This is a genomic window from Burkholderia sp. S-53 (genome assembly GCF_025560745.1).
Lineage (GTDB): Bacteria > Pseudomonadota > Gammaproteobacteria > Burkholderiales > Burkholderiaceae > Burkholderia > Burkholderia pyrrocinia.
On record NZ_CP090484.1, the window covers coordinates 2,848,777 to 2,873,710 of the forward strand.

The window sequence follows — 24,934 nt, forward strand, 5'->3', positions numbered from 1 at the left end:
CTGCCGGTCGCCCGCTGCGGGCGCGCCGGCTTTCCCCACTCGATCGACATCGCCGGCACGCGTCACGCACGCCTGTGCGTCGCGGCCCACACGCCGAGCGCGGCCACGCTCACGACCGCGCCGAGCGCGCAGACGCCGGTCCATCCGGCGCGCGCATACATCATCGTCGACGCGATCGCACCGAGCCCGCTGCCGGCCGAGTAGAACAGCATGTAGCAGCCGACGAGGCGCGCATGCGCGTCGGCCCGCGTGCCGAGAATCATGCTCTGGTTGACGACGTGGACGGCCTGTCCGCCGACGTCGAGCAGCACGATGCCGACGATCAGCAGCGCAATCGACGTATTGCCGAACGCGAGCGGCAGCCACGCGCACGCGAGCAGTGCGAGCGCGGCGCCGGTCGTCGCTTCGCCACGCCCGCGATCGGCGAGCCGGCCCGCGCGCGTGGCCGCCGCCGCGCCCAGTGCGCCGACGAGGCCGAGCGCGCCGATCTGCGTATGCGACATCGAATGCGGCGGGGCGCTCAGCGGCAGCACGAGCGCGCTCCAGAAGATGCTGAACGCCGCGAACATCAGCAACGCGATGGCGCCGCGCACGCGCAGCACGCGCTCGTCGCGCAGCAGCGACACCATCGATCGCAGCAGCGCGACGTAACCGATGCGTTCGCGCGGCCCGTCCGTGTCGGGCAACAGCCGCGACAGCACGGCGAGCATCACGATCGCGAGCGCACCCGACACGAGATAGACCGCGCGCCAGCCGGCGATATCGGTGACGACGCCGGCCAGCGAGCGCGCGGCCAGCAGCCCGATCACGACGCCCCCCTGCGCGGCGCCCACCACGCGCCCGCGTTCGCCGGCGCCCGCCAACGCGGCCGAGCACGCGATCAGACCTTGCGTCATCGCGGTGCCGAGCAGCCCGACCGCGACCATCCCCGCCAGCAGCGCGATGCGCGTCGATGCCGCCGCCACGCCGATGCAGGCTGCCGTCAGCAGCAGAAGCTGCACGGCGATCAGCCGCTTGCGGTTCAGCAGGTCGCCGAGCGGCACGACGAACAGCAGCGCGAGCGCACAGCCGAGCTGAGTGGCCGTGATGACGCCGCCGACCGCCGCCTGCGACACGCCGAAATCCCGCGCGATCGAATCGAGCAGCGGCTGCGCGTAGTAGACGTTCGCGACGCTTGCCGCGCAGCAGGCGGCCAGTAACGCGACGCCAGCCGCGGACAGGCGGCCGTCGCCGGCCGGATGCGCTGCGTTCGACTGAACGGTACTTGAATGACAGGAAGACGCCATGGGTTTCCTCGCGCAATGTAGTTGCAATTTGAAACCAGTGTGAGTGTAGGAAAAGTAGTTTTAAAATGCAACCTGTTGTGCGGCGGGCGACGGGCCCGTGCACGGATGGCCGGCGCTGCCGCGAGGGCGGCCGGCACGACTGCGGAGAGGAACATGGCCAGGCAGAAGAGTCTTGCGGATTCGCCGTGCCCGGTGGCGCGGGCAACCGATATCGTCGGCGATCGCTGGGCGTTGCTGATCGTGCGCGATGCGTTCGACGGCGTGCGCCGCTTCGGCGATTTCCGCGCGAGCCTCGGCGTCGCGAGCAACATCCTGTCCGACCGGCTCAGGATGCTGGTGGAGGCCGGCGTGTTCGACGTCGTGCCGGCGTCGGACGGCACCGCGTATCAGGAGTACGCGCTGACCAAGAAGGGCGAGGGGCTGTTTCCGGTCATCGTGATGCTGCGGCAGTGGGGCGAGGCGAACCTGTTCGCGCGCGGCGAGCCGCATTCGGTGCTGGTCGATCGCGACACGGGGCGCGCGATCCGCAAGCTCGCGCTGCGGCACGACGATGGCCGGCCCGTGAAGGCGGCCGACACGGTCGTGAGGAAGGTCGGCGACGAAGCGGGCGCGACGCGGCGGTGAGCACGAGCGCGGCGCGGGCAGCGTGACGTCGTTCGATGCTTACGGGCGCTTGCTGAAGCGCAACGCCGGCCGGCCGCTCCACAGGTTGACCCTGAGAAATACCGGTCTCGATCGCGAAGAACGCGAAGCGCCGCAGGCATTGCATCCGCAGCTGCAATTCATGGTGATCCAGGCCGGCAGGGGCGGCTACATGAGTCATGTCAAGCGCAACGTTTTTCCGTGGCGCCACCTGATCCAGCGCGATCCTGGCGAAGCGTGACCGCAATGACCGCACACGGTCAATCGGCCGCCGGCACCGCCCGACGCGCGGGCAAAGCGCCGCGATGCGCATCGGGCCGCACCCGCGTCGCGAGCAGCGCTGCGATGACCAGCAGCGCGACCGACACGGCCGTTTCGATCCGCAACCCGCCGACGACCTGCCACGCACCGCCGCCGCCTGCGAGCGCGCCGAACGCGGCAACGCCCATCGCGCCGCCGGCCTGCCGCGCGGTATTCAGCACGGCCGACGCGATGCCTGCCCGCTCGGGCGCGACCGACGCGAGCACGGCCGTCGTCATTGCCGGCACCGCGAAACCCATGCCCGACGGAATCAGCAGGAACGGCACGAGCAGCGCAGGCAGCGGCGTCGACGCGTCGACGAAATGCAGCGACCCGTAGCCGAGCGCGGCGACGAGCGCGCCCGCAATCATCGGCGCGCGTGAGCCGTGATGCGCGACGACCCGGCCGCTCGCGAGATTCGACAACAGGAAGCCGCCCGTCAGCGGCAGGAACGCGAGGCCCGCCTGCAATGCCGATTCGCCGCGTGCGCGCTGCAGGTACAGCGCGAGCACGAACACGGTGCCGTAGTACGTGAGGTTCACGCAGATCCCGAACAGCACGGCCGCGCTGAACGTGCGATGGCGGAACAGCGACAGCGGCAGCATCGGCGTGGCCGTTCGCGATTCGACCGCAACGAACGCGAGCGCGGCGAGCGCCGCCAGCGCGAAGCCGCCGGCGACGACCGGATGCGTGAAGCCGAGCGGCCGCCATTCGATCACCGCGCCGGTCAGCGCGGTCAGCATCGCGATCGCGATGAGCTGGCCGCGCAGGTCGAGCGCGCGGATCGAACGGGGGTGCGTTACCGGCGCAGCCGTCTCCCGGCGCGCAGGCACCCATGCGATGGCGGCCGCGAGCCCCGCCGCGCACAGCGGCAGGTTCACGAGGAAGATGCCGCGCCAGCCCCACGCCGCGATCAGCAGCCCGCCGACCACCGGGCCGGCCGCGATCGAGATCGAGCCGGCGGCCGTCCACCAGCCGACGGCCCGCGCGCGCAGGTGCGGGTCATGCCGGCACGCGTCGTTGAGCAGCGCGAGCGAATTGGGCAGCATCGCCGCGGCGCCGACACCCTGCAGCGCGCGGGCCGCGATCAGCATCGCGGGCGCGCTCGCTGCGCCGCACGCGAGCGACGCGAGTGCGAACAGCACGAGCCCCGCGACATACAGGCGGCGCGTGCCGAAGCGGTCGCCGAGCGCGCCGCCCGACAGCATCAGTACCGCGAACGCAAGCGTGTATGCATCGACGACCCACTGCAGGCCGGCGACCGGCAGGTGCAGGTCGCCGGCCAGATGCGTGAGCGCGATGTTGACGATCGTCACGTCGAGTTGCGTGACGACGAAACCGGTGCTGACGGTCGCGACGACGCGTGCCAGCGCGGGCGGGAAGGCGGGGGAGCGAGTGGTCGTATCCATGCGCCCATCGTAGGACGCGACGGGTGGGCGATGTTTCAGCGGGACGTGAAGCGTCGATACGCGCGACGCGCTGTGGCCGGGCTGCGAGCGGGAAAGGCGCGGGGGCGATGGAGGTTGCGGCCGGACCGACTCGCACGCGGTTTGCCGAACCGCGCCGCTACGTGGATTGACGCGTGTTCGGGGAGACGGCTTCGCTCAATGCCGCTCGCCGCGCCAGCGTCCCGGCGCGACGCCGAAGCGCTTCGTGAACGCATGCGTGAACGTGCTTTGGTCCGCGAAGCCGACCATGCCCGCGATATCGACGAGCGGATGCCGGCCGTCGGCGAGCAGCACGATCGCCGCGTCGAGCCGCAGCCGCTGCAGGTAGCGATGCGGCGTTTCGCCGAACGCGTCGACGAACAGTTGATGAAACCGGCGCATCCCGTAGCCGCAGTGCGCGGCGAGGTCGGCGATGCGCAGCGGCTCGGCGAGCCGCGCGCGCAGCCAGCGGTCGATGCGCGCGAAATCGAGGCCCGACGCGGGCGCGGCGATGCCGGTTTCGTCGAGCAGCGCGCCGCACAGGCGCGCGGCGGCCTGCCACTGGAAACGGTGCGCGGCTGCCTGCCGCGCGTCGCCGGCCGGTGCATCGAGTTGCACGGCGGCCGCCGCGATCTGCGCGACGAGCGACGTCAGGGCCGGATCGACCGACACGGCGCGCGCGCGGTCGAACAGCCGCTGCGGCACCGCGAGCGATGCCGCGGGCAGGTCGATCACGAGCTGGCGATTGTCGCCGAGGCCCGCGTAATCGTGGCGCGCGCCGGCCGGAATCAGCCAGGCCGCGTGCCGGTCGATGCGCCGGCCGATTCCGTCCACCGCCATCACCATCGCGCCATCGACGCCGAGCACGACCTGGTGGAAGTCGTGCACGTCCGACGCTTCGCACGTGTCGTAGCGGCGCAGCGCGATGGCGGGGGAGGCGATGCGTTCCATCGGCAGGAAACGGCCGGTTGAGTCGTCAGACGTCGAGCAGTTCGACTTCGAACACGAGCGTCGCGTTCGGCGGAATCACGCCGCCTGCGCCGCGCGGGCCGTAGCCGAGTTGCGGCGGGATCGTCAGGCGACGCACGCCGCCGACCTTCATGCCCTGCACGCCTTCGTCCCAGCCCTTGATGACCATGCCGCCGCCGAGCACGAACGCGAACGGGTCGTTGCGGTCCTTGCTCGAATCGAATTTCTGACCGTCGGTCAGCCAGCCCGTGTAGTGGACGCTGACGGTCTTGCCGGCTTGCGCTTCCGCGCCGGTGCCTTCGGTCAGGTCTTCGTATTTGAGGCCCGATTCGGTCGTGATGACAGACATGACTTCTCCTGAAAGAGGTTGCGTAAAACCGCTATTGTAGGCGAGCGCGCAGCGGGTCGCCGCACGTGGCTTTCACTCGCCGGCCCGCGTGTCGCGGATGGCTGCGGGACGCCGCGCCCGTGGTCGCCGAAAGCGTCAATGGAACGCGCGTTTGAATTTTTCGCGGGCCACACGACCGCGGTTGCACCGTGCGAGTGCGCCGCGCGTATGAATCGGTGCTACCGGGGCGGTATTCCGCATGCCGCTCGCCGCCGCCGGATTCTTCGAAACGCCCGTCGCGCGGGGCGTTCGGGCAAATGGCGGGTTGCAGCGCCGACCGTCTTGCCGCGCTCGCAGGCCGGCGGGCGCGTTCGAATCGCGGCCCGTCCGGGCGCAGTTCGAACGCCGTTTTTTCTGCCTTTTCGACCGTGCCCTGTTTGGAAGCGCGCATCTACCGCGCGGCTTGCGCGCGCCGGCGCGGGCGGCCTATCTTTACATCTGTCGATGTCAAGATTTTGGCGGTGCGCGCTGCGCCGCCCGGGCCTGCGCCGGCCGCGTCGGACGACGCGCCGGGCCGCTCCGGAACAGGAGAACGATGAACATGAAGTCAGCCGCTTCCGCCACCGCAGCCGGGATCATGCCGGTGCGCCGCGACCTGCGCTTCGACCTGCCGGTCGAGCGCGCGAAGGACTGGCACGGCCTCGGGTCGCACGTGACCCATTTCTTCAACGCGCTGTCGCTGCTGTTTCCGGCCGGCGAGCGCTTCTTCATGGATTCGGTGCGCAATTACCGCGACCGGATCGACGATCCCGTGCTGAAGCAGCAGGTGCTCGGCTTCATCGGCCAGGAGGCGATGCATACGCGCGAGCACGTCGAATACAACGAGCTGATGCAGGCGAACCATCTGCCCGCGCGCAAGCTCGACAAGCGCGTGTGGACGGTGCTCGGCTACATGAAGCGCAAGCTGCCGCATTCGGTGCAGCTCGCGCACACGGTCGCGGCGGAGCACTACACGGCGATGCTCGCCGACTGGCTGCTGCGCGACCCGACGCGCCTCGAAGGCTCGGTCGATGGCTACCGGCAGATGTGGATCTGGCACGCGCTCGAGGAAACCGAGCACAAGGCCGTGTCGTTCGACGTGTGGAATGCCGCGATGGAGCCCGGGCTGCGCCGTTACCTGATCCGCATCGGCGTGTACCTGCTGACGACGCTGACGTTCTGGCCGACCGTGTTCCTGATGCACGCGACGCTGCTGTGGCGCGATCGCGGCGCCGGACATCACGTGCGCGGGATGCTGCGGATGATCGCGTTCCTGTACGGGCCGCGCCGTGGGCTGTTCCCGCGCATCGCGGGCGAATGGCTGAGCTTTTTCCGGCCGGGCTTCCATCCGTGGGACCACGACAACCATCACCATCTCGCGCGGGTCGACGCGCTCGTCGACACCTACGGCGACCACGGCGGCACCCCGGCCGGCCGTGGCCGCGCGAATGCGCTGGCGCCGGTCGCGTCGGGCCGCTGACACGATCCGCCGCGCTGCCATGGTCGGCGTCGGGCCGCGCATGTTGCGTTCCCGCATCAGCCGGCTTCCTCTGACAATCGACGGAATTCGATCGGAGCCGGTTGCGCGGGCGTCCGGCTATCCGGTCGACCGACCGCGCGTGCGTATCCCGGCGAGCCGATTCCGCGTGCGCCGCATCGCACCCGAACGCCGCGCGCCAGCACCGGCGTGGCTTTGCGCGCAGCGCGCCCGCCCGTTCCGGGTTTGCGCCGCGTACGCTACAGGGATAACACCCATCTAGCCGCAGGCCGGCCGCATCGATATACCGTTCATGACAATGTCCACCTCATGCGCGATTCATGCACGATTCATGCGCAGGGGGATTTTATTCGGACCGAAATGCGGCCAATATGTCGGTTCAATCGTGGTCCGTCGTTCGCGGCGGCTAGCCGTCGAGCCGGCGAGCGATACCAACGCCAAGCGGGGAACAACGATGGTTGCAAGGTCACCCGACGCAGACGGGCATGCGGCGCCCGAGATGCCGCACGTGTCCGTCACCGCTCCCGAGGCCGGACGCAAGCTGTTCGTCATCATGCGTTCGCCCGACGAGCCGCTGCTTGCGCAACTGCGCGGGCTCGGCTGGGAGATCGCGGTCGCGAAGACAGCCGGCGCCGCGCAGAACATGACATCCGGCGTAAACGTCGCCGCCGGGCTGGTCGATTTCACGGGGTTCACGTCACGCGACTATCCGGCGCTGAAAGCGTGCCTGAGCCAGCCGGCGATCGGCTGGATTTCGATCGCGCAGGCCGGCATCACGATCGGTCCCGCCGTGCGCGAACTGATCCGCAGCTACTGTTTCGATTACGTGACACTGCCGCTGCCCTACGAATGGATTTCGCATGTGCTCGGCCATGCGCGCGGAATGGCCGCGCTCGACCGCGTCGACGGCGCAGCCTATGCGGCGTCGATCGGCGAACACGGGATGATCGGCAACTGCGAGGCGATGCAGCAGTTGTTCAGCACGATCCGCAAGGTCGCGAAGACCGACGCCAGCGTGTTCATCTCCGGCGAGTCGGGCACCGGCAAGGAACTGACGGCGCTCGCGATTCACGAGCGTTCCGTCCGCGGCAAGGGGCCGTTCGTCGCGATCAACTGCGGTGCGATTCCGCATCACCTGCTGCAATCGGAACTGTTCGGCTATGAGCGCGGCGCGTTCACCGGCGCGAACCAGCGGCGCGCGGGACGGATCGAATCGGCGAACGGCGGCACGCTGTTCCTCGACGAGATCGGCGACATGCCGGTCGAAAGCCAGGCGAGCCTGCTGCGCTTCCTGCAGGAGGGGAAGATCGAGCGGCTCGGCGGACAGGAATCGATCGCGGTCGATGTGCGGATCATCTCGGCGACGCACGTGGATCTCGACGGCGCGGTCGAGGCCGGGCGCTTCCGCGCGGATCTCTATCACCGCCTGTGCGTGCTGCGCATCCACGAGCCGCCGCTGCGCGCGCGCGGCAAGGACATCGACATCCTCGCGCACTACGTGCTGCAGAAGTTCAAGGCCGACAGCGGCCGCAAGATCAGCGGTTTCACGTCGGCCGCGCTCGATGCGATGCGGCGCTACGAGTGGCCGGGCAATGTGCGCGAGCTGATCAACCGCGTGCGGCGCGCGATCGTGATGGCCGAGAGCCGGCTGCTGACACCGCACGATCTCGGGCTCGACACGCCGGGCGAAACCGAACCCGTGACGCTCGAACAGGCGAGGGCAGTCGCCGAGCGCACCGCGATCGAGAATGCGCTGCTGCGCAACGATCACCGGATCAACAAGGCCGCCGCCGAACTCGGCATCTCGCGCGTGACGCTCTACCGGATGATGATCGAGCACGGGCTGAACGACCACGACAACAACGGCGACAACGGCGGGCACGACGGCGCGCCGTCCGGCGACGCGGGGCATCAGCGCGTCGGCTGAGCGGCGCGTCGAGCGCGCGAACCGCGTGAACCGGTTCGGTGTCAGGGTTCAGCGATACGTCCAGAGCCGGTGCAGCCCGCCCACGATCGGCGGCTCCGATGCCGCCGGCGGCATGTAAAGCGCATGAAACGTTTCGCGTCGGCAAGCGGGCGGATTTCCGCGGCGAATCGGGCCGATCGGAACGGCGCCGGTCGGTAAGAATTCCGTGCCCCATTGTTCAGCCTTATCCCGCAAGGTCTGGTCGCCAGGCGGCCGGCGCGTGCCGCGCGCCGCATGTTTCAGTTTCGTAACTTCCGGCCTTCCGCACCCGTTCCGGCTGCCATCCCGCGCGCCGAACCCCTTGTGCGGATGGGCGCGCGCGAAGCTGGCCCGCTCCTTGCGAAGGAAGGTGTACGAAAGTCGACGACGCGAGGTCCGGCCGGTTCTGCAGCGAACCCTGTCAGTACCGGCCAGGACGCAGTCCGCGGGGATGCGGCGGCGGAGCGCGGCGCAGCAGCCGCGCTCCGGCGAGCACGGAGCGTTGTCGCCTGATCGTCGGGGCACCGGCATCGTCCGGCTGCCGGAACAAGCATCAGACTGAAAGCGGGGGTAGAAAAATGATCGATCGCCACACGCCGCGGCCGGCTGGCCGCGATCGCAGTGATACGGGGCATCGCCGGTCGAACGTCGTTCTCGCAGCCGGCCGGCATGCATCGACAGGGCATCTCTCCGCACCCGGTGCGAGGCGGATCCGGCTGATTCCCGGTCATCCGCGCCGGGTCGGGACTTTCCTGCATGCAGACCCGATTCGAAAGGGCATGTGCACACGGGCGCCGGTAGCGCGACGCCCGATCTTCGCCTACTGAACTCGCACGATATCCGGTCGCGTTGCTCGTCGGTCACGCGAACCATTGCAATTGATCTGCAATCCGTATCAGGTTTGACGCGTTTCGTTGCGCTGCGCGACGGAGGATGAATTCGATACGGCGGCGAACGGCGCAATGCCGTTGCCGCCCGGTGGTGAGGGGAGGGCGGTCGGACGCGCGCGACGGGTGTGGCGGGAGTGGCCCGTACGCGCGCGACGCCGTTTCAGCCGCCGTAGATGTCGAAGTCGAAGTACTTCGACGCGAGCCGCTTGTAGGTGCCGTCCTTGACCATGTCGACGATCGCGCGGTCGATCTTCGCCTTCAGGTCGGTGTCCTCCTTGCGCAGCCCGATGCCGGCGCCGATGCCGAGCATCTTCTCGTCGACCAGCTCGGGCCCGACGAACTGGTAGTTCGCGCCACGCGGCGATTTCAGGAACCCGATCGCGGCCTGCACTTCATCCTGGAGCGCCGCGTCGAGGCGGCCCGAGGTCAGGTCCGCGTACACGCCGTCCTGGTTCTGGTACGACACGACGTTCGCGCCTTGCTTGCCCCAGTACGCCTTCGCGTACGTTTCCTGCGTCGTGCCCTGCTCGACGCCGATCGACTTGCCCTTCAGCGATTCGGCCGTCGGCAGCAGCGGCGAGCCCTTCTTCACGACGAGTCGCGTCGGCTGGTTGTAGATCTTGGTCGTGAAGCCGATCTGCTCGGCGCGCTGCGGCGTGATCGACATCGACGACAGCACCGCGTCGAACTTCTTCGCCTTCAGCGCCGGAATCATCCCGTCGAAATCGTTCTCGAGCCACACGCACTTCGCCTTCAGGCGCGCGCAGATCTCGTTGCCGAGGTCGATGTCGAAGCCGACGAGCTTGCCGTCGGGCGCCTTCGACTCGAACGGCGCGTAGCTGGCATCGGTGCCGAAGCGGATCGTGGTCCAGTCCTTCGCGACGGCGGGGCCTGCGGATACCGCGAGCAGGGCGATCGAAACGGCGGCAATCAGTCTCTTCATGGTGTGTTCCTTGGCGGGGTGCTTCCGGTTCTGTGCGACACGGTTCCACGGACACGAGCCGCATTTGCGCGCGGTGTCCGCATGGCCATTAACGCAGAAAATAAAATCTGAGTCCAGAATGGACAAAAAATATCGTTTTGGCGGATGCGCGGGGCGGCCACCGCTGACCGATCGTCGGGTGTCGACCCTTGCAAAAATACGAAAATGGACTAGTCTTGTTAGTGAATTCATTTCGAGACTAACGATCATGTCACAGCCTGCCTACGAATCGCATTCCGCCCCGCCGCAGGCCTCGTACGCGCAAATGTCGGCGGCTGGCCTGCGTGCGTTTTTCAACATCGCGCGCGACTGGGAACTGACGATCGACGAGCAGATCGTGCTGCTCGGGTCGCCCGGCCGTTCGACGTTCTTCAAGTGGAAGGCCGCGCCGGAATCGGCGCGGCTGCCGCGCGATACGCTCGAGCGGCTATCGCTGCTGCTCGGCATCTACAAGGCGCTGCAGATCCTGCTGCCGCAGCCGGCCGCGGCCGACGCATGGGTCAAGCGGCCCAACGACGCGGCGCCGTTCGGCGGCAAGCGCGCACTCGACCGGATGCTGGCAGGCAATGTCGGCGATCTGGTCGCCGTCCGGCAATATCTCGACGCGATGCGAGGTGGCTGGGCGTGACGATGCCGATCGAAGCAAAACAATGGCCCACGACCGCCGTCGACTGGGCCCCCGCCTATCGTGTGATCCCCACCCGTTTTCCGGCCATCAACCTGTTCGACCGCGTCGCGTCGGCGGACGATTTCGACGCGCTGTACGCGCTCGAATCGCTGACCAACGACCGCATCCGCAACGAAGTCGGCACGCTCGACCTCGTGCCGCCCGCCGAGCGCCGCTACGGGCTGGGCTGGGGGCCGATCATGGCCGCGTTCACGCATCTGAATCCGCAGGGCAGCCGCTTTTCCGACGGCAGCTACGGCGTGTTCTACTGCGCCCGCTCGCGCGACACGGCGATCGCCGAAACGCGCTATCACGGCGCATTGTTCCTGGCCGCGACGAAGGAGCCGCCGATGCGCCAGCAGATGCGGCTCTACACGGTGTACGCGCAGGGCGAGGTGGTCGACGTGCGCACGTGGCCGCAGCGCGATCCTGCGTTGCTGCATCCGCTCGATTACGGCGCGGGGCAGGCGCTCGGCCGCGCGGTGCGCAACGCGGGCGGCGCGGGGATCGTCTATCCGTCGGTGCGCGACCCGCGCGGCGAGTGTCTGGCGGCGTTCCGCACCGCGCTGCTGCGCGACTGCCATCACGCGGCCTACCTCGAATACAACTGGAACGGCTCGGCCGTCGACGCGGTGTTCGAACTGAACCAGGTCGGCTAGGGCCTGTTCCCGCTCATAACGGGCTTGCGAACGTGCGTTGCCGGCTGTCCCCCAAGGGGACTTCCTTCGGGGCGCGTGCAAGAAGCAAGGAGCGCCGTTTGGCCGAGCCAAACAAGCGACGCGCGACGCCGCAATGCGGCCGGCAACGCACGTTCCCCTGTTTGGAAAAAATCATTCGTGGGGCTGGCCACCAGAAGGGCCGATCGCTGCGTCATGCTCCTTGCGAATACGTCGAGTATTCGCTTCGTCGCAATCCTTGCGCTCGGCCCTTCTGGTGGCCAGCGCAAGCCCGTTATGAGCGGGAACAGGCCCTAACGTTCGCTCGCGGGTCGATGCGGGCGCGAGGGCGCGAGGGGATCAGGGCAGTGGCCAGTCGCCCGCGTGGCGTTCGCGCGCCTCGGCCTGCGTCATCGACCATGTGCGGCCGGTGCGCGGCTCGGCGAGCGTGAGCCGTCCGGACTGCGCGAACGCGCCGGTGTCGATGAACCACTGCGCGCCGATCCGTTGCGGTGCGCGCACGGGCGTGTGCCCGGTGCAGGTCAGCGACAGTCCGGCCTGCCGCGCCGGATCGGCGAGCCCCTGGACGAGATCGCGGCCCCAGATCAGCCGCTCGCGCACGTCGTGCGAATAGCTGCCAGTGTCGAGATCGGCGTCCGAGCCGAAGAATTCCGCGTGCAGCACGTTGAAGCGCCCGGGGCCGTCGCCGATCACGCGCACCAGCGGCAGCGCGTCGACGCGTGCCGCATGCGCATGCAGCCGTTCCGGCGGCAGGTCGGCGCCCCAGTCGCCGCCGATCCCGCGCCACGCGTCGGGCGACAGCTTGCCGCGCGACACGAGGCTCAGCACTTCCTCGTGATTGCCGCGCACGACGTGGCACCACGGGCGGTCGAGCAGGTCGAGCGTGGCTTCGGATGCAGGACCGCGGTCGACGAGATCGCCGACCGAGAACAGCCGGTCGCGGGCCGGATCGAAGCGGAGGTCGTGCAGCAGCGCGCGCAGCACGTCCACGCAGCCGTGCAGGTCGCCGACGACGAAGTCGCGGCCGGCCGTGTTCGCGGGGTGGCGGCAGAGGGGGGCGGTGGCAGTCATCCCAATATCTTAGGCGCTCGCGCCCGTCGCCACGTCACGATGAAATGGCGATAATCGGGGCGCGTTACCCGCCGGCACGGCGCAGCGGGCCGCCCCGCGCGCCGCTCGAACCCTTTCCATCCGCTTTCGGAATTTCACGATGACGTTTTATCCGCAGGTATTACGCAACCGGCCGCGCATGGTCGCGGCGTTCGCCGCGGGCGTGCTGTGCGCGGTGCTGCTGCCGTTTCCGCTGCGTCCGACCGTGCGTGCGCTGATCGGCTGGGATTGCGCGATCTGGCTGTATCTCGCGCTGATGTGGGTGCGCATGGTCACCGCGCATCATCACAAGGTGCGCGAAATCGCGATTCGCGAGGACCAGAACGCGACCACCGTGCTGACGGTCGTCTGCCTCGCGACGGTCGCGAGCGTGGCCGCGATCGCGATCGAACTGGCGACGGCCAAGGGCGTCGGGTTTCGCGCAGGGCTCGGCCATTACGCGGTCACGGGCGCGACGCTGTTCGGCGCGTGGTTCCTGATCCCGACGATCTTCACGCTGCACTACGCGCGGCTCTACTACGGCTCGCCGAGCAGCGACCGCGCGCTCCGCTTTCCGGACCAGCACCCCGAACCCGATTACTGGGATTTCCTGTATTTCGCGTTCACGCTCGCGGTCGCGTCGCAGACCGCCGACGTATCGCTGGCGAATCGCTCCGCGCGTCGCTCGGTGCTCGCGCAGTCGATCCTGTCGTTCTACTTCAACATGGCCGTGCTCGGGCTGTCGATCAACGTCGCGGCGGGATTGCTGAGTTGACGCCGGTTACTTGAGCAGGTCGTACGGGCCGCCGCGTTCCAGTGCCCGCCGGTACGCGGGCCGCGCGTGGATCGTGTCGAGAAAGCGTGCGATCGCGGGGTACTGGCTGCCACCCCCGCGCGCGGTCGCCGCTTCGAGCGGAAAGCTCATCTGGATGTCGGCCGCGCTGAAGCCGTCGCCGACGAACCACCCCGTGCGATTCAGCGCGCCTTCGACATGGCCGAGGTGCAGCGCGATCTGCGGATCGACGAAGCCCGACTGCAGCGTGTCGGCGATCTTGCGCGCGATCGGCCGTGCGAAGAACGGCATCGGCGCATGCGCGATCCGCAGTGCGACGAGCTTGAGCAGCAGCGGCGGCATCGCCGACCCTTCCGCGTAGTGGAGCCAGTACGTGTAGTCGTGCCGCTCGGGCGTGCCGGGCGGCGGCGCGAGGCGCCCGTTGCCGTAGCGTTCGACCAGGTACTCGATGATCGCGCCCGATTCGGCGAACGTGCGGCCGTCGTCGGTGACGACGGGCGACTTGCCGAGCGGATGGATCGCGCGCAGCGCGGGCGGCGCGAGCATCGTTTTCGGATCGCGCGCGTAGCGCACGATCTCGTACGGCACCTCCAGTTCTTCGAGCAGCCAGAGCACGCGCTGCGAGCGCGAGTTGTTCAGGTGATGGACGGTGAGCATGTCGAGGCCGTAAGGGGGCGGGAACGACATCATACCCAGCGCGTGCGGCTCGTACGCGAATCGCCACCGTTTCGAGCCGCTTCGATCCGTTATGCGCGCCGCACCGCGATCCACGCGCCCCAGAACAGGCTTGCGAAAAAGCGCAGCGGCGCGTCGAAGCCCGCATCGCGCAGCAGGCCGAACACGGCTTCCTCGGACGCGGGCGGATCGGCGCCCTGCAGGATCTTCGCGAGTTGCGCGCGTACGGCGTCGGGCGTGGCGCCCTTCATGCGCCAGCGCTGCTGCCATGCGTCGAGCAGGTGAGGGTGGTCCGCGTAGCGGCGATGATTGCCGGCGAGCACGAGCGGCGCGCCGGGCTTCAGGCGCCGTGCGATCGCGTGCAGCAGCGCGGCCTTCGCGTCGTCGCCCGGGACGTGATGCAGCACGCCGATCAGCGTCGCGCCGTCGAACGCGGGCGCGTCGGGCAGCGCATCGACGTTGTCCTCGGCGAATGTCGTGCGCGCGCCGAAGCCCGCGGCTTCGACGTTCGTGCGCGCGAGTGCGAGCATCGGTGCGGACGGGTCGACGGCCGTGAACCGCCAGCCCGGTTCGAGCGCGGCCGATACGCAGATTTCCTGCCCCGTGCCGCCCGCGCCCGCGACGAGTATCCGCGCATCGGGCACGCCGATCGCCGATGCGAGCATGCATGCGGTGAGTTCGTGGCAGGCATCGTAGCCGGCGAGCGCGATGCGCGATTGCTCGGCGTATTCCTGTGCGCGTGCCGGATCGAATTTCGCGGCGCTGGCGGGAAGCGACATGGCGGGTTCCTCTGGTTGGGTGCGGACGACGTGTCCGCGAGCATCGCGCAGAGCGTAAGCGCGCGTGGTCGACGCAACAAGGCGAGCGATCATTCCGGTATGCCGACTACCCGACTCGGCAAGCGTCGAGCTGCCGATTTTCCGGGGGTCGATTCGTATTTAAAAATGGCCGGCCACGTTGCATCGCGGTGGCGAATCCGGCGCATACTCTGTTCTCTCCCCCCGCCTGGCCGTCGCATGCCGGGCCCCGATGCGCCGCACCCCTGGCGCGGCCATGCCGCTCGGCACGCACGAGGAGCGCATGATGTCCGATTGTCCGCACGATCCGTACGCGCAGCACTACATTCATTGTTTGCCGTTTGGCGCGCAGCCCTGTGGTGCGCTCGGTACGACGCCGCGCACGCATTTTCGCGTGTGGGCGCCAGGCAGCACGCAGGTCCAGCTCGAACTCGATACAGGCTTCGGCCCGACGCTCGTCCCGATGTCGGCTGCCGGCCCGAACTGGTTCGAAGTCTTCGCCGATTGCGGCGCAGGCGAGCGTTACCGCTATCGCCTCGACGATGCCGTGTCGATTCCCGATCCCGCGTCGCGTTCGCAACCCGAAGGGCTCAACGGCCCGAGCGAGGTCGTCGATCCGCGCGCATTCACGTGGCGCAACACGTTCTGGCGCGGGCGCCCGTGGGAAGACATCGCGCTCTATGCGATTCGCCCGCATGCCGTTGGCGGCTTCGAAGGCGTGCGCCGCCGCCTGCCGCAACTTGCGCGCCTCGGCGTGACCGCGCTGGAACTGCTCGCATCGCCGCACGACAGCCTGCCGTTCGCGCCGCTTGCGGTCGAAGGCGGCCCCGACGCGCTGAAGGCGCTGATCGACGACGCGCACGGCTACGGTCTCGCGGTGCTGCTGGAGCTCGACTACGCGCGCTTCGGCAGCGGTACCGAAGCGCTGCGTCACTACGCGGCGCCGTTCTTCCATACGCGCGACGATCCGCTGCAGGCGCCGCCGCTGGCGCTCGATCATCCGGAAGTCTGCGATTTCTTCTGCGACAACGCGCTGTACTGGATCGACGAATACCGTTGCGACGGGCTGCGCCTGCGCGAAGCCGACCGGATCGGCGTGTCGTGGCTGCGCGAGATCGCGGACCGCGTGCGCGCGGCCGTGCCGTCCGACCGGCTCATCCATCTCGTGCTCGGCAGCGAGCGGCATCCGGCGCATCTCGCCGATACCCATTTCGATGCGCAATGGAACGGTTGCGGCGAACGCGCGCTGCACCGGCTGACGGGGCGCGACACGTCAGCCCACGAAGGCATTTCCACGCATCAGTCGATCCACACGCTCGCGCGCGCGCTGACCGCGGCCGGCGCGGCGTTCCAGCCGGCCGCGCCGGGAGAAGGCATGGCCGCCGAAACCGGGCTGTCGTTGACGTCGCTGGTGTTGTCCGATGGCGCGTGGCGCGACTGCGGCCAGGGCGACAGCGGGCACGAGGCCGGCCTTGCCGCGCTCGCGTTGTCGCTCCTGACACCGCAGATCCCGTTGATCTTCGACGAAACCGCGCGCGACGCCGATCGTGCGCATTTCGTGCAATCGGCGCTCGCGGTGCGCGCGAAGCTGATCGCGCCGCGGTTATCCGATTGCCGGCCGCAGGACGCGCATGCGCTGAAGGCGAACGGCGACGGCGATGCCGACGCGCTGCTTGCGTCATGGCGCCTTGCCGACGACGAGACGCTGACGATCGCGTTGAACCTGTCGCCCGATGCGGTGCCGTTCGATGCGCCGAGAGGGCAGGTCGTGTTCGAGACGCCGGCGCGCGCACGCGACCGGGTCGATGAAGGGGAGTTGCCGTCGTATTCGCTCGTCGCGTGGCTGACGGGCGATGTCAACCGGTACGCGCTCACACACGACGTGCGTCGTATCGACGACGGCTCGTGGCGTGGAGCGCGACCGAACCTGAACGCCTGAAGAACACCTGAAGAACGCCTGGGTGCGTGAACGCGTGACTGTCCGAACGGCCGGGGCTTCCGCGCCCGGCTGCACTGCCGGAACACCCCGAGTTACCAGAATCCGCGAATGCCAGCGATGCCGTACGCGCCGTGACGGCGCGCGTCGTCGAGATGCGCACGCGTCATTCCTCCGAGCGCGTAGACGGGCATCGCGGCCTGCGCGGCCAGCGCGTCGAATCGGCTCCAGCCGAGCGCCGGCGCACCGGGGTGGCTGAGCGTCGGCAACACGGGCGACAGCGTGACGAAATCCGCGCCGGCGCGCGCGGCCAGCAGCAGGTCGTCTTGCGTGTGGCAGGCGGCGGACACCCATCGTCCGGGCGGTAACGGTCGCTGCGAGGCGGCGCGCAACGCGGCGCCGTCGAGATGCCAGCCTGCACCGTCGAGCCGCATCACGCCGGCCGCGTCGATCGGGCCGTTCAGCATCAGGTGCGCGCCGGCGGCATCGCAGCGCGCGAGCGCCGCGGCGGCGAGCCGCGCGAATGCGGCCGCATCGAGCGATTTCACGCGCAGTTGCACGAGCGTCTCGCCGCGCGCGAGCACGGCCGACAGCCGGTCGAGGAACGCACCGCAATCGGCCGCCGACGCGGACGCCGGCTCCGGCGTGATCACGCAGCAGCGCGGCAGCGTTGCGTTCATCGCGTGCGGCGACGACAACGCGAGGCCGTCATTCGTCGGCCTCCTTCACGACCCTCGGATAGACGCGCACCAGCACGATGCGCGGCCCGTTCATCTTTTTGACGACGACGTCGAAGCGGTCGAACGACACGCGCTGCCCTTCGGTCGGCAGGTCGCTGAGCGCCTGGATCACGAGGCCGCCGACCGATTCCGCGCGGCCTTCGTCGATGTCGATGCCAAGCGCCTGCTCGAGCGACACGACGGGCAGGCTGCCCTTGCCCATCAGCGTGCCGTCGTCGAGGCGGCTCCAGTCGGCATCGCCCTGGCGGAACTCGTCGTGGATCTGGCCGACCAGCGCGCCGAGCAGGTTGTCGAGCGTCAGGAAGCCGATCGGCTTCTCGCCCTTGTTGCCGACCAGCGCGAAGTGCGGCGCGCCCTTGCGGAAGCGGCGGAACAGGTCGAGCGCCGGCGTGTCGGGCCTCACGTACTGCACCGGGCGCACGTAATCGGAGAGATCCTCGAGCGCGGCACCGGCGTGACGCGCGAGCAGCAGGTCCTTCAGGTGGATCAGCCCGCTCACCTGTTCGCGCGACGCATCCTCGAACAGCGGATAGCGGCTGAAGCGGTGCCGCGCGACGATCTCCATGTTGTCGGGCAGCGGCAGGTCGCGCCGCAGGCCGATCATTTCATGGGCCGGCCGCATCAGGTCCGATACGGTCATCGACGAAAAATCGAGCGAATGCGCGAGCGTGTTCCACTCGTCGTTGCTGTACGTGCCGCGCGCCGGCTGTGCCGGGTTGCCGGCCGTGCTGCGGCGGCTGCGCAGGATCAGCTTCAGCTCGTCGGTCGAGTAGTGCGCGTCGCCGCCATGGTCGGCCGACAGCCCCGCGAGCCGCAGCACCGCGTTGGCGCTGTTGTTGAGCACCCAGATCGCCGGATACATCGCCCAATAGAACGCATAGAGCGGCAGCGCGACCCACAGGCCGACCTTCTCGGACTGGCGGATCGCCATCGATTTCGGCGCAAGCTCGCCGACGACGATGTGCAGGAACGAGATCAGCGAGAACGCGAACACGAGCGAGATCAGGTGCACGACGCGTTCGGACTGCACACCGATCAGGTCGAGCAGCGGGCCGATCAGTTGCGCGAAGGCCGGTTCGCCGACCCAGCCGAGGCCGAGCGACGCGAGCGTGATGCCGAGCTGGCACGCGGAAAGATACGCGTCGAGCCGGCCGTGCACGATGCCGAGGATGCGCCCGCGCAGGCCGTGCTTGCGGGCGAGGGTCTTGACGCGCGTCGCGCGCAGTTTGACGAGGCCGAATTCGGCCGCAACGAAGAACCCGTTCAGGGCCACCAGGAACAACGCGCCGATGAGCGCGAAGATCTGTAACAAAGAATCGCTCCGGTTATGACAGGCCCATCAGTATAGAGCCAGAAAGGAAGTTGTAATGTCTTGGGCGGCCGATTGCTTACACCGGCGCCTCGCAGGGGACGGCGAACGTGACGGCGGCGGTCGTGCCGTCGGCGAACGCGGTATGCGAGAACGTGCCGCCGTGCGCGAGCGCAACGCGCTGGCACAGCGCGAGCGCCCAGGCGATCCGCTTCGCGTCGCGTTCGCGCAGCATCTCGCGCCGCGCGAACGATTCGAACGCATGCGGCTGCGCGGGATCGGCGAGCGCGTCGGCGCTCACGGTCCAGGTGGCGCGCGCGACGAACTGCGCGCCGTCGCGCGTGCACGCGAACGTCACGCGGCTGCCGGCGGCGCTGGCCTCGACGGCCGCCGTCAGCATCGTCCAGAGCGCCTGCGCGATGCGTTCGCGGTCGGCCGACAGCGACGGTTCGCCGTCCGGCAGCGTTGCGTCGAGCGCGACCTGCCGTGCGTCGGCGAGCGCGAACCGGACCAGCGCGATCGTGTCGTCGAGCAGCGCGCGCAGCGCGAACGGCCGCGGCGCGATCGCGAGCGTGCGCGTTTCGGCACGCGGCGCGTCGAGCACGTCGTCGATCAGCGTCACCTGCTGGTCGATGCCCGTGCGGATGCCCGCGAGCGCGCGCTGCAGGTTCGGATCGGCATTGGCGAGCTGGCGCTCGAGCACGTACGCCCAGCTATGCATTGCATTCAGCGGGCTGCGCAGGTCGTGCGATGCAGTGGAGAGCGCCTGGTCGCGCAGGAACAGCGCCGCCTGGGTGGCGTAGTGCGCTGCGCGTTCGCGCAGCAGGTCGGCGGCGGGATCGACGGAAGTGGACGTCACGGAGCAGGCCTGTCGGAAGCGGTTGGCGTGGAAGTCACGCGAACCGCCATTATAGGGACGGTGCGAGTCACGCCGGCAGCGCGTCTTCGTCCTTTTTCCGTGCGTCGCCGTTCGGCAGCAACTGGCACGCGAGCAGGCCGGCCAGCATCAGCGCGCAGCCGACGAGCGCGCGCAGCGTCAGCGTTTCGCCGAGTGCGGCCCAGCCGGCGATCGCCGCGAACACGCCTTCCATGCTGAAGATCACGGCCGCGTGCGCGGGCGCCGCGTCGCGTTGCGCGACGACCTGCAGCGTATAGCCGACACCGACCGACAGCAGCCCGCCGTACAGCAGCGTCGGCAGCGCGCCGCGCAGCATCGCAACGCTGACCGGCTCGACGGCGAGACCGACCGCAAGGCACGCCACACCGCAGACGACGAACTGCAGGAACGCGAGCACGAGCGGATCGTGGCGCTTGGCGAGATGGCCGACGGCCATCACGTGCGCGGCGATGATGACGGCGCCCGCGAGCTGGAACCAGTCGCCGTAGAGCACCGAGAAATGCTCGTCGATGCTGAGGAAATACAGGCCGATCGCCGCGAGCAGCGCGCCGAACCACGTGCCCGCGCCGATCCGGTGGCGCGCGAACACCCCCATCAGCGGCACGATCACGACGTACAGCGAGCTGATGAAACCCGCGTTCGCGACCCGCGTGTACTGCAGGCCGAACTGTTGCAGCGAGATCGACACCGCGAGCAGCGCGCCGAGCGCGAGGCCCGGCAGCAGCAGCGCCGGCTCGCGGCGGATCGCCGCGAGTTGCGCGCGCGACGCCGTGTTCAGCATCAGCAGCGGAACCAGCACGAGGGCGCCGAGCAGGAAGCGCAGCCCCGTGAACAGGAACGGCCCGATCACGTCGAGGCTCAGTCGCTGCGCGACGAACGCCGAGCCCCAGATCGCGGCGGCGGCGAGCATCAGCAGGTTGGCGCGGAGGTGCTTGCGGGCTTCGGGTTTCATTTGAATTCTTCTGGAGATTACGGGCGGCTAAACCGCATAGTTTACGCCGAGATTGCAAGGCTGTCGGCAAACCTGCGCAGCGCGGCGGCCGCACGTGCGTCGCGCACGCGCGAATACAGCACGACCTGCGACTGCGGCAGCGGCGGCAGCCCGAATTTCGCGCCGACGTCGACCAGCGTGCGCGGCGCGACACGCCGCGCGAGCGGGCAGACGGCGAGCCCCGCCGCGGCGGCCGCGGTGACCGCCGCGACACCGCCGCCCGTGAAGCGCTCGCGCCACGGCAGCCCCGCATGGTCGAGCGCACGCAGTGCGGCGGCCCGCACGCCGCACGGGCCGGCCAGCACCGCGAGCGGCAGCGGCTCGCCCGCGCGCGGCGCCCAGTCCGGCGCGGCGAGCCACGCCAGCGGTTCGGCAAACAGCAGCGTGCCGTCGTCGCGCGGCGGGTCTTCGCCGGGCTCGTGCCGCACGATCGCCGCGTCGAGCCGGCGTTCGTCGTATTGCGCGAGCAGGCTCGCCGACATCCCGAGATGCATTTCCAGCGACAGCCCCGGATCCTGCCGATGCAGGCTCGTGAGCACGGCCGGCAGATCGGGCACCGCGACGTGCTCGCTGACGCCGAGCGACAGGCGGTGCGTGCCGGCCGAGATCGCGCCGAGCGCGTGGTCGTGCGCGTCGAGCAATGCCCGTGCGGCCGGCAGGAAGTTCTCGCCGTCGGCGGCGAGCTTGACGACGCGCGGCGTGCGCGCGAGCAACGGCTTGCCGAGGTGCGTCTCCAGCCGCTTCAGCTTCAGGCTGACGGCCGATTGCGTGGTGCCGAGCGCATCGGCGGCGCGCGTGAAGCTGGCGAGATCGGCGACCAGCACGAACGCGCGGACAGCATCGAGATCGAGCACTTTCATTTCAAATGAAAATGAATGAAATATTCATTGATGACTGTTCATTATAGATCGGCGAGCCTAACCTGACGCTGCGTTTCCGTTCTTCCACGTCACCGACAGGAGCATGACCATGCCATTCACCCGTATCGCAGTGCGCGAAGGCAAACCGGCCGCATACCGCGCGGCGCTCGTCGACGGCGTGCATCGCGCGCTGATGCACACGTTCAACGTGCCCGAGGACGACATCTTCATGGTCGTCACCGAGCATGCGGCCGAGAACTTCGTGTTCGGCCGCCATTACCTCGACATCGAGCGCAGCGACGATCTCGTGATGATCCAGATCACCGCGAACAACACGCGCACGCTCGAGCAGAAGCGGGCGCTGTACCGGACGATCGCGGAAAACCTCGCGCAGCAGCCCGGCGTTCGGCAACAGGACGTATTCATCAGTCTCGTCGAGGTGCTGAAGGAGGACTGGTCGTTCGGCAACGGCATCGCGCAATACGCCGTTTGATGTGCGACAGCGCGACAGGGCCGGATCGTCGCCGGCACGCTTTTGCCGCGTGTACTATGGAAGTTGCTTCACGGGCGACGCCGGCGCGGACGATGCGCCGGCGATTCTTCATGTGCGGGAGCCTCCATGTCGCGTGTGCTGGAAATCGTGTTGTCGCTGTCGCTGGAAGGTTGGCCGGTCAAGGCTGCGAGTCGCGCCCGCGGTGCGCAGCGCGATTTCGGCGCCGAACTCGTGCGTGCGTGGCGGATCTGCCCGCAGGTCCGGATGCGGCGGGGCCATGAGCGCGTGACGATCGAGCCGTGCCAGGTCGAGGAGGCCGAACCGAGCCCCGGCGCGAGCTGGTGGACCTGGGTCGAGTCGAATGCGCACGGCCGGCGGGTCGTCGCGTCCCGCACGAAAGCGTTCGCGCCCGGCGTCACGCAGCGCGAACTGTTCGACGCGGAGCATGAGGGCATCGTCGTCGCGATGCCGCTACCCGTACCCGCGACCGCCGCTGCGGCCGATGCCGATGCGCCGGCGGGTGGAGTCGATGGCGTCGCGCCGGAATCCACGGAGCACCCGGCCGCCGGTGCGTCGCCGGAATCGTCGGCGCTGCGCATCGTCAGCGAACGGCGGCGCGGGCGGTGGGCCGACGACAGCGGCGTCGTGGTCGAGATGACGCTCGACGATGTCATTTTGTACGGCGGCGGCGAGCCGCCGCGCCGCTACGTCGAACTGCGTCTCACCGCGCCCGACTGGGAAACCTTCGCCGCACGCACGGCCGCGCTGCACGCGCTGTTTGCCGCGGCGCGCGAACTGAGCGGCGCGTGGCCTGCTTTCGTGCAACTGACCAGCGTGATCGACCGCGCCTGTGCGGGCGAGCCGGCTGACGCCGGGCCGGTCAAGGCGCAGCTCGTCGACCTGACCGGCATCCGCACGCAGCGCGCCGCGCTGTTCGCGCTGTCCGGCGACATCACGGCGCAATGGCTCGGCAACGAGGGCGGCGTGCTCGAGCGCGACGACCCCGAATTCGTGCACCAGATGCGCGTCGCGCTGCGCCGCCTGCGCACGCTGATGCGCTTCTTTCCGCTCTTTGCCGACCGCCCATGGCGGGACACGCTTGGCGTCGACCTGCGCTGGCTCGCCGCGCTGCTCGGCACGGTGCGCGACTGGGACGTGTTCTCGACCGAAAGCCTGCCCGCGCTGATCGCGGCCGACGGTGGCAGTGCGGACTGGAACGGCACGCTCGACGCCGCGCGTGCGCAGTCCATGGCTGCGCGCGTCGAGCTGCGGCAGGCACTGCATTCGGCCCGCTACGCACGGCTGACGCTCGGCTGGCTCGAATGGCTGAGCGCGCTCGCGCTGCCGCCCGCCGAAGGCGGCGACGCACCATCGCTGCGGCGTCACGCGACGAAGCGTGTGCGGCGGCTGTTCGGCCATCTGTACGCATCGCCGTCGCTCACGTCGCTCGATACGGCTGCGCGCCACCAGGTGCGGATCGACGCGAAGCGGTTGCGCTATGCGCTCGAATTCTTCGCGTCGCTGGCGTCGCGCCGCACGCGCAACGAGACGATCAAGACGCTCGCACGCGTGCAGAGCGTGCTTGGCGAATCGAACGACACGATGGTCGCGCTGCAACATCTCGAGCAACTGGCGGCGCCGCCGTACCAGCTCGGTTTCGTGCGCGGCTATGGCGCGGCGCTCGAACAGCGCGCAGCGCACGATGCCGAGACGCTGCTGGCCAGCCTGCGTCCGCCGAAGCTCGACGGCAAGCCGCGCTGAGCGGCGTACGCTGGCTATAATGCCCGCCCGTTTCCCGCACCCATGCCGATGACCGACGCACCGCATGCTTCCCCGTCCTCCGAGCCGCTCGAACTGGGTGGCGAGCTGTGGCTGCGCGCGGGCGAGCAGACGCTCGGCGGCGCCACGCGCATCGCGCTGCTCGCGGCGATCGGCGATACCGGTTCGATCACGCGTGCGGCGAAGGCCGTCGGCCTCAGCTACAAGGCTGCATGGGATGCGGTCGACACGATGAACAATCTCGCCGGCGAACCGCTCGTCGCGCGGTCGACGGGCGGCAAGGGCGGCGGCGGTACGACGCTGACGCCGCGCGCGACGTCGCTGATCGCCGCATTCCGCACGATCGAGCGCGAGCATCGCCGCTTCATCGAGGCCGCGAGCGCGGCCGTTGCCGGGTTCGACGTCGACTGGGCGCTGATCGGCCGGATCGGGATGAAGACCAGCGCGCGCAACCAGCTGTTCGGCAAGGTCGCGTCGATCGTGCGCGGCACCGTCAACGACGAAGTGACGCTCGCGCTGCCCGGCGGGCAGCCGGTCGTCGCCGTGCTGACGCACGAAAGCGCCGATGCGCTCGGCCTGCAGGAAGGTGCGGACGCCTGCGCGCTGGTGAAGGCGTCGTGGGTCGTGCTGGCGGTCGACGATGGCGGGCCCGAGCTGAAGGTGTCCGCGCGGAACCGGCTGCGCGGCAGCGTCGAATCCATCACGGCGGGCGCGGTGAACAGCGAAGTGACGCTGGCGCTCGACGGCGGCGGGACGCTGACGGCCGTCGTCACCAACGAAAGCGTCGATGCGCTGCAGTTCGACGCCGGCCGGCGGGCGATCGCGCTGTTCAAGGCATCGAGCGTGATTCTCGCGGTGACGGGCTGACGGTGCAGGCAGGGCAGCGCGGGCGCGCTGCGGCGATCGTGTGACGGACGGGGCGAA

General features: G+C 69.1%; 24 protein-coding genes. 11 read left to right on the top strand and 13 right to left on the bottom strand.

Annotation, left to right across the window (positions count from 1 at the left end; all coding sequences use genetic code 11):
• Positions 1–62: 62 nt before the first annotated feature.
• Positions 63–1,286, bottom strand: coding sequence for an MFS transporter (locus LXM88_RS34870; RefSeq protein WP_262544024.1), 1,224 nt, complete (start codon positions 1,284–1,286; stop codon positions 63–65).
• A 153-nt stretch (positions 1,287–1,439) separates the two neighbouring features.
• Here LXM88_RS34870 and LXM88_RS34875 point away from each other — a divergent pair, with 153 nt between their 5' ends.
• Positions 1,440–1,910 (top strand): winged helix-turn-helix transcriptional regulator, encoded by a 471-nt coding sequence (locus tag LXM88_RS34875; RefSeq protein ID WP_262544025.1) that lies wholly within the window; start codon positions 1,440–1,442, stop codon positions 1,908–1,910.
• A gap of 22 nt (positions 1,911–1,932) precedes the next feature.
• Positions 1,933–2,169: a hypothetical protein gene (locus LXM88_RS34880; RefSeq protein WP_262544026.1), complete on the top strand. Its 237-nt coding sequence runs from the start codon at positions 1,933–1,935 to the stop codon at positions 2,167–2,169.
• A gap of 19 nt (positions 2,170–2,188) precedes the next feature.
• Here the strand turns inward: LXM88_RS34880 and LXM88_RS34885 are convergent, their stop codons facing one another.
• From LXM88_RS34885 to LXM88_RS34895, 3 genes are all read right to left on the bottom strand, one after another.
• Positions 2,189–3,637, bottom strand: coding sequence for an MFS transporter (locus LXM88_RS34885; protein WP_262544027.1), 1,449 nt, complete (start codon positions 3,635–3,637; stop codon positions 2,189–2,191).
• Between the two features lie 195 nt (positions 3,638–3,832).
• Positions 3,833–4,606: a helix-turn-helix transcriptional regulator gene (locus LXM88_RS34890; RefSeq protein ID WP_262544028.1), complete on the bottom strand. Its 774-nt coding sequence runs from the start codon at positions 4,604–4,606 to the stop codon at positions 3,833–3,835.
• A gap of 25 nt (positions 4,607–4,631) precedes the next feature.
• Entirely contained in the window at positions 4,632–4,973 is a 342-nt protein-coding gene (locus LXM88_RS34895; protein WP_006479474.1) for an FKBP-type peptidyl-prolyl cis-trans isomerase, read from the bottom strand.
• A gap of 580 nt (positions 4,974–5,553) precedes the next feature.
• Here LXM88_RS34895 and LXM88_RS34900 point away from each other — a divergent pair.
• Complete coding sequence (locus LXM88_RS34900; RefSeq protein ID WP_262544029.1) at positions 5,554–6,471, top strand: metal-dependent hydrolase; 918 nt, start codon at positions 5,554–5,556, stop codon at positions 6,469–6,471.
• A gap of 472 nt (positions 6,472–6,943) precedes the next feature.
• Positions 6,944–8,416, top strand: a complete 1,473-nt coding sequence (locus LXM88_RS34905) for a sigma-54 dependent transcriptional regulator (protein ID WP_262544030.1) — start codon at positions 6,944–6,946, stop codon at positions 8,414–8,416.
• A 1,068-nt stretch (positions 8,417–9,484) separates the two neighbouring features.
• Here the strand turns inward: LXM88_RS34905 and LXM88_RS34910 are convergent.
• Positions 9,485–10,267 (bottom strand): ABC transporter substrate-binding protein, encoded by a 783-nt coding sequence (locus LXM88_RS34910; protein WP_262544031.1) that lies wholly within the window; start codon positions 10,265–10,267, stop codon positions 9,485–9,487.
• 247 nt (positions 10,268–10,514) lie between these two features.
• Between LXM88_RS34910 and LXM88_RS34915 the strand changes: the two genes are divergently transcribed.
• Positions 10,515–10,934: an MbcA/ParS/Xre antitoxin family protein gene (locus LXM88_RS34915; protein ID WP_262544032.1), complete on the top strand. Its 420-nt coding sequence runs from the start codon at positions 10,515–10,517 to the stop codon at positions 10,932–10,934.
• A 2-nt stretch (positions 10,935–10,936) separates the two neighbouring features.
• Complete coding sequence (locus LXM88_RS34920; protein ID WP_262547077.1) at positions 10,937–11,632, top strand: RES family NAD+ phosphorylase; 696 nt, start codon at positions 10,937–10,939, stop codon at positions 11,630–11,632.
• A 357-nt stretch (positions 11,633–11,989) separates the two neighbouring features.
• On the opposite strand, the gene LXM88_RS34925 is transcribed toward LXM88_RS34920, so the two are convergent.
• The gene (locus LXM88_RS34925) at positions 11,990–12,721 is read right to left on the bottom strand and encodes a metallophosphoesterase (RefSeq protein ID WP_262544033.1); all 732 of its coding nucleotides are present in this window, start codon (positions 12,719–12,721) and stop codon (positions 11,990–11,992) included.
• Positions 12,722–12,860: 139 nt separating this feature from the next.
• Here LXM88_RS34925 and LXM88_RS34930 point away from each other — a divergent pair, with 139 nt between their 5' ends.
• Positions 12,861–13,514 carry a DUF1345 domain-containing protein gene (locus LXM88_RS34930; protein ID WP_262544034.1) on the top strand — a complete coding sequence of 218 codons (654 nt, stop codon included), beginning with the start codon at positions 12,861–12,863 and terminating at the stop codon, positions 13,512–13,514.
• A 6-nt stretch (positions 13,515–13,520) separates the two neighbouring features.
• On the opposite strand, the gene LXM88_RS34935 is transcribed toward LXM88_RS34930, so the two are convergent.
• Together LXM88_RS34935 and LXM88_RS34940 are read right to left on the bottom strand one after the other, a co-directional pair.
• Entirely contained in the window at positions 13,521–14,189 is a 669-nt protein-coding gene (locus LXM88_RS34935) for a glutathione S-transferase (RefSeq protein ID WP_262547078.1), read from the bottom strand.
• An 89-nt stretch (positions 14,190–14,278) separates the two neighbouring features.
• On the bottom strand, positions 14,279–14,986 hold the full coding sequence (locus LXM88_RS34940; protein WP_262544035.1) for a class I SAM-dependent methyltransferase: 708 nt from the start codon (positions 14,984–14,986) through the stop codon (positions 14,279–14,281).
• A gap of 304 nt (positions 14,987–15,290) precedes the next feature.
• Here LXM88_RS34940 and LXM88_RS34945 point away from each other — a divergent pair, with 304 nt between their 5' ends.
• A complete protein-coding gene (locus tag LXM88_RS34945; protein WP_262547080.1) occupies positions 15,291–16,943 on the top strand; it encodes a DUF3459 domain-containing protein in 1,653 nt (550 codons plus the stop codon).
• Between the two features lie 92 nt (positions 16,944–17,035).
• On the opposite strand, the gene LXM88_RS34950 is transcribed toward LXM88_RS34945, so the two are convergent.
• From LXM88_RS34950 to LXM88_RS34970, 5 genes are all read right to left on the bottom strand, one after another.
• The gene (locus tag LXM88_RS34950; RefSeq protein WP_262544036.1) at positions 17,036–17,620 is read right to left on the bottom strand and encodes a thiamine phosphate synthase; all 585 of its coding nucleotides are present in this window, start codon (positions 17,618–17,620) and stop codon (positions 17,036–17,038) included.
• A gap of 28 nt (positions 17,621–17,648) precedes the next feature.
• Positions 17,649–18,992, bottom strand: a complete 1,344-nt coding sequence (locus LXM88_RS34955) for a hemolysin family protein (RefSeq protein WP_262544037.1) — start codon at positions 18,990–18,992, stop codon at positions 17,649–17,651.
• A gap of 76 nt (positions 18,993–19,068) precedes the next feature.
• Positions 19,069–19,848: a sensor histidine kinase gene (locus LXM88_RS34960; RefSeq protein ID WP_262544038.1), complete on the bottom strand. Its 780-nt coding sequence runs from the start codon at positions 19,846–19,848 to the stop codon at positions 19,069–19,071.
• 67 nt (positions 19,849–19,915) lie between these two features.
• Positions 19,916–20,839: a DMT family transporter gene (locus LXM88_RS34965; protein WP_262544039.1), complete on the bottom strand. Its 924-nt coding sequence runs from the start codon at positions 20,837–20,839 to the stop codon at positions 19,916–19,918.
• A 41-nt stretch (positions 20,840–20,880) separates the two neighbouring features.
• A complete protein-coding gene (locus tag LXM88_RS34970; protein WP_262544040.1) occupies positions 20,881–21,738 on the bottom strand; it encodes a LysR family transcriptional regulator in 858 nt (285 codons plus the stop codon).
• 109 nt (positions 21,739–21,847) lie between these two features.
• On the opposite strand from LXM88_RS34970, the gene LXM88_RS34975 reads away from it, so the two are divergent.
• The 3 genes from LXM88_RS34975 to LXM88_RS34985 all read left to right on the top strand — a co-directional run bounded on the left by LXM88_RS34975 (position 21,848) and on the right by LXM88_RS34985 (position 24,877).
• Positions 21,848–22,231 carry a tautomerase family protein gene (locus tag LXM88_RS34975; RefSeq protein ID WP_047901420.1) on the top strand — a complete coding sequence of 128 codons (384 nt, stop codon included), beginning with the start codon at positions 21,848–21,850 and terminating at the stop codon, positions 22,229–22,231.
• Between the two features lie 126 nt (positions 22,232–22,357).
• A complete protein-coding gene (locus tag LXM88_RS34980; protein ID WP_262544041.1) occupies positions 22,358–23,992 on the top strand; it encodes a CHAD domain-containing protein in 1,635 nt (544 codons plus the stop codon).
• 48 nt (positions 23,993–24,040) lie between these two features.
• The gene (locus tag LXM88_RS34985; RefSeq protein WP_262544042.1) at positions 24,041–24,877 is read left to right on the top strand and encodes a TOBE domain-containing protein; all 837 of its coding nucleotides are present in this window, start codon (positions 24,041–24,043) and stop codon (positions 24,875–24,877) included.
• Positions 24,878–24,934: the final 57 nt, after the last annotated feature.